The organism is Phenylobacterium sp., from assembly GCF_046590535.1.
Taxonomy (GTDB): domain Bacteria; phylum Pseudomonadota; class Alphaproteobacteria; order Caulobacterales; family Caulobacteraceae; genus Phenylobacterium.
The window spans coordinates 1-3,173 of sequence record NZ_JBKJTG010000219.1; the positions used below are offsets into that span (position 1 = coordinate 1).

Here is a 3,173-nt window from a genome sequence, read left to right on the forward strand (position 1 = left end):
GTTCGCCCGGGACATAGAGGCTCTGGGCGTCGCCGCGCGCGCCCGCACCGTTGAACGTTTCGCCTGGAACCGCGTCTTCGAAGACCTCAGCTCCGTCTATGCCGAGGTCAGCGGCGAGGCGGCCTTCGCCCAGCCGGGCGAGGTGAAGACGCATTGACGGCTCGACAGCCGCCGCGCCGCCCGCCAGTCTGCCGTGAAACGGGGATTTGAGATCATGAAACGCCTCATGCTCGCGGCCGCGCTGTCGCTGCTGGCCGCCGGGTCGGCCATGGCCCAGACCGTCGTTCTGGTCCGCCATGCCGAGAAGGCCGACGCCAGCGCCGATCCGCTCCTGTCCGAGGCGGGCCAGGTCCGCGCCGCCGCCCTCGCGGCCGCCCTTGTCGACGCCCACCCGGGCCACGTCTTCACCAGCCCTCTGCAACGTACCCGACTGACCGCGACTCCGACGGCCGAATTCCACTCGGTGACGATCGAGCCGATCGGTTTCGACGGCGGGACCCCGGCCCACGTCGCCGCCGTCGCCGCCCGGGTCCGCGCCCTGCCGGCCGAGGCCGTCGTTCTTGTGGTCGGACACAGCAACACCATTCCCCTGATCGCGCGGGCGCTGGGCTACACAGCCGCGGCGGACATGGCGGATTGCGAGTACGACCGGCTGACGGTGCTGGATCTCAATGGGGATCACACCGCCGCCGTCGTCGGCCGCTACGGGGCGCCGTCGGCCTGCGAGTAGAATATATCCGGGTAATATTGACGATGTCGTTTCGTCCGGGTAAATCGTGGCTGTTCGGCATGGGCAGGCCATGCGCGGCGCCGGGCGACTCCAGATGCAGCAGGACCTGACCCAAGGCTCTATCACCAAACAGCTGATCGGCATGGCGGCTTTCATCGGCCTGGGCCTGTTATTCCAGACGCTCTATTTCCTGATTGACCTGTATTTCGTCGGCTCGGTGGGCCCAGACGCCCTCGCCGGCGTCGGCTTGGCGGGGGTGGTCTTCTTTCTGGTCATGGCGGCGGCCCAGATGGTCGCCGTGGGCTCGCTCTCGCTGATCGCCCGAGGCATCGGCGGCAAGGATTTCGGCCAGGTGGAGGGCGTTTACCGCCAGTCGATGCTGTTGTCGGCGGGCCTGTTCATCCTCACCCTGGTGCTCGGTTACGGGTTTGGCGGACTGGCGATTGACGCGCTCGCCGCCGATCCCGCCACGGCCAGTCAGGGCAGGGCCTATCTGCACGGCTTCCTGCCCGCGCTCGCTCTGATGTTTCCCACCGGGGCTATGGGGGCGGCCCTGCGGGCGGCCGGTGTCGTGAGGCCGACCATGTTGATCCAGACCGGCACTGTCCTGCTGAACGCCGTCCTCGCGCCCGTCCTGATCGCCGGCTGGGGTTCGGGCGTACCTCTCGGCGCCTTCGGGGCCGGTCTGGCCAGTTCGGCCGCCGCCGGAGCTGGGTTCCTTGGGTCCGTCTGGCTGTTCGGGCGGGTGCAAACCCTGATGTCGGCGCCATTGCGACTCGACCGGCCCAGCCCTGCCATCCTTTCCCGGATCGTCGGCATTGGCCTGCCGTCGGCGGTCGAATTCCTGCTCATGTTCGTGACCATGGGCGTGGTCTATTCCGTCATCCGCAATTTCGGCAGCGAGGCCCAGGCCGGGTTTGGGGTCGGCTCGCGGGTCATGCAGGCGGTCTTCCTGCCAGCGATGGCCATCTCCTTCGCCGTCGCCCCGGTCGCCGGCCAGAATTTCGGCGCGGGCCTGCCCGACCGGGTGCGCCGCGCGGTGCGCGACGCCGCACTGATGAGTTCGGCCTTGATGGCCTGCCTGACAGCCCTTTGCCTGTGGAAGGCGGACCTGCTGGTGGCCCCCTTTGCGCCCGACCCGGCGGTGGCCGAGGTCGCGGCGACCTATCTGCGCATCGTCTCGTTGAATTTCATCGGCACCGGCCTGATCTTCACGGCCTCGGGGGCCTTCCAGGCGCTCGGCGACACCCGCCCGGCCCTGGTCGGCGGCCTGCTGCGCCTGATCGTTTTCACTTCAGCCGCCTTCTGGCTCTCGGCCCAACCATGGGCCAGGCTCGAACACCTGTGGTGGACCTCGGCCGCCTCGGCCCTGTTGCAGGCCGCCGTGGCCCTGCTGTTCCTCAGAGATCAGCTGAAGCGGAAACTGGGGGGGCTGGCCCCGCGGGCGGCGATCGGGGAGGCTGCGGGCGGTTAGTCGTTCACGCTTGTACGGCCCAGTATGGTGTCCAGTTCCGCCTCGACAGTGGTCATGAAAGCGTCAGGCATCCGCCCAAGCGGCTCCATCCGATCAATGTCCACGGTGGCTATCTTGCTCGTCCGGATCAGTGATGGTGCAGGAAGACCCGCCTCGGCGTGATGTCTGCCCAGCGCAACGTCGCCCGACCAACGTCGGTGGTCCGCGCTCGTGATCATCAGGACCCAGTGCAGGCGATCGCTATCGCCGATCGGCTGATCCGTTACCACCAAAGCTGGACGCCGCTGCCGAACGTCCCGATCCGTGTAAGGGAAGGGGACTTTGACGACGTCGCCCTTCCTAAAGGTCGGCATAGGCTTGGCGGTCGGCTTCGCTGTCCCACTCAAGGAAGGTGGCGAATGGATCGTCTTGAACGGTCGTTCGCGCCTTGGTCAGGGTTACCCGACCGTCGCGGATGTCATAGGCCAGTTCGTCGCCTTCGCGCAGACCCAACGCATTGCGCACGGCTTGCGGAACGGTGGTCTGGGACTTGCTGCTGATGCGACTCGTGATCATGCGGTAAGGATATTCCTTACCGGCTACACGTCAAGATCGGCCCCCGCGAACTGGGCGTTGTCCTGGATGAACTGGAACCGGGCCTCGGCCTTCTTGCCCATCAGCCGTTCGACCAGGTCCTCGATCTCCTCTTCCGAGGCTGGCACCGTGACCCGCGCCAGCGTGCGCTTCTTCGGGTCCATGGTGGTCTCCTTGAGCTGCGAGGCCATCATCTCGCCCAGGCCCTTGAAGCGACCGATTTCGGTCTTCTTGCCCTTGAACACGGTGGCCAGAAGCTCGTCGCGGTGGGCCTCGTCGCGGGCGTATTCGCTCAGGGGGCCCGCGCTGATCCGGTAGAGCGGGGGCAGGGCCATGAACAGCCGGCCCTGACGGATCGTCTCGGGCATCGATCGGTAGAAGAAGGTGATCAGCAGC

General features: G+C 67.0%; 4 protein-coding genes and 1 pseudogene. 2 read left to right on the plus strand and 3 right to left on the minus strand.

Annotated features, from left to right (window positions below; genetic code table 11):
* Window positions 1-214 precede the first annotated feature (214 nt).
* Together ACLL81_RS13315 and ACLL81_RS13320 are read left to right on the plus strand one after the other, a co-directional pair.
* Window positions 215-730 carry a phosphoglycerate mutase family protein gene (locus tag ACLL81_RS13315; RefSeq protein ID WP_411288839.1) on the plus strand — a complete coding sequence of 172 codons (516 nt, stop codon included), beginning with the start codon at window positions 215-217 and terminating at the stop codon, window positions 728-730.
* 94 nt (window positions 731-824) lie between these two features.
* Window positions 825-2,204: an MATE family efflux transporter gene (locus tag ACLL81_RS13320; protein ID WP_411288840.1), complete on the plus strand. Its 1,380-nt coding sequence runs from the start codon at window positions 825-827 to the stop codon at window positions 2,202-2,204.
* On the opposite strand, the gene ACLL81_RS13325 is transcribed toward ACLL81_RS13320, so the two are convergent.
* From ACLL81_RS13325 to ACLL81_RS13335, 3 genes and pseudogenes are all read right to left on the minus strand, one after another.
* Window positions 2,201-2,557, minus strand: coding sequence for a type II toxin-antitoxin system PemK/MazF family toxin (locus ACLL81_RS13325; protein WP_411288841.1), 357 nt, complete (start codon window positions 2,555-2,557; stop codon window positions 2,201-2,203). The two genes, ACLL81_RS13320 and ACLL81_RS13325, sit on opposite strands and share 4 nt — an antisense overlap.
* Window positions 2,544-2,759 (minus strand): AbrB/MazE/SpoVT family DNA-binding domain-containing protein, encoded by a 216-nt coding sequence (locus ACLL81_RS13330; protein WP_411288842.1) that lies wholly within the window; start codon window positions 2,757-2,759, stop codon window positions 2,544-2,546. The genes ACLL81_RS13325 and ACLL81_RS13330 overlap by 14 nt, the downstream gene beginning before the upstream one ends.
* A gap of 23 nt (window positions 2,760-2,782) precedes the next feature.
* Window positions 2,783-3,173, minus strand: a pseudogene (locus ACLL81_RS13335) (DNA topoisomerase IV subunit B); the annotation flags it as partial.

Excerpts from the sequence above, each read along its gene's own strand:
- ACLL81_RS13320 (WP_411288840.1), top strand. The coding sequence starts at position 825 with ATGCAGCAGGACCTGACCCAAGGCTCTATCACCAAACAGCTGATCGGC.
- ACLL81_RS13325 (WP_411288841.1), bottom strand. The coding sequence starts at position 2,557 with ATGCCGACCTTTAGGAAGGGCGACGTCGTCAAAGTCCCCTTCCCTTAC.
- ACLL81_RS13330 (WP_411288842.1), bottom strand. The coding sequence starts at position 2,759 with ATGATCACGAGTCGCATCAGCAGCAAGTCCCAGACCACCGTTCCGCAA.
- ACLL81_RS13315 (WP_411288839.1), top strand. The coding sequence starts at position 215 with ATGAAACGCCTCATGCTCGCGGCCGCGCTGTCGCTGCTGGCCGCCGGG.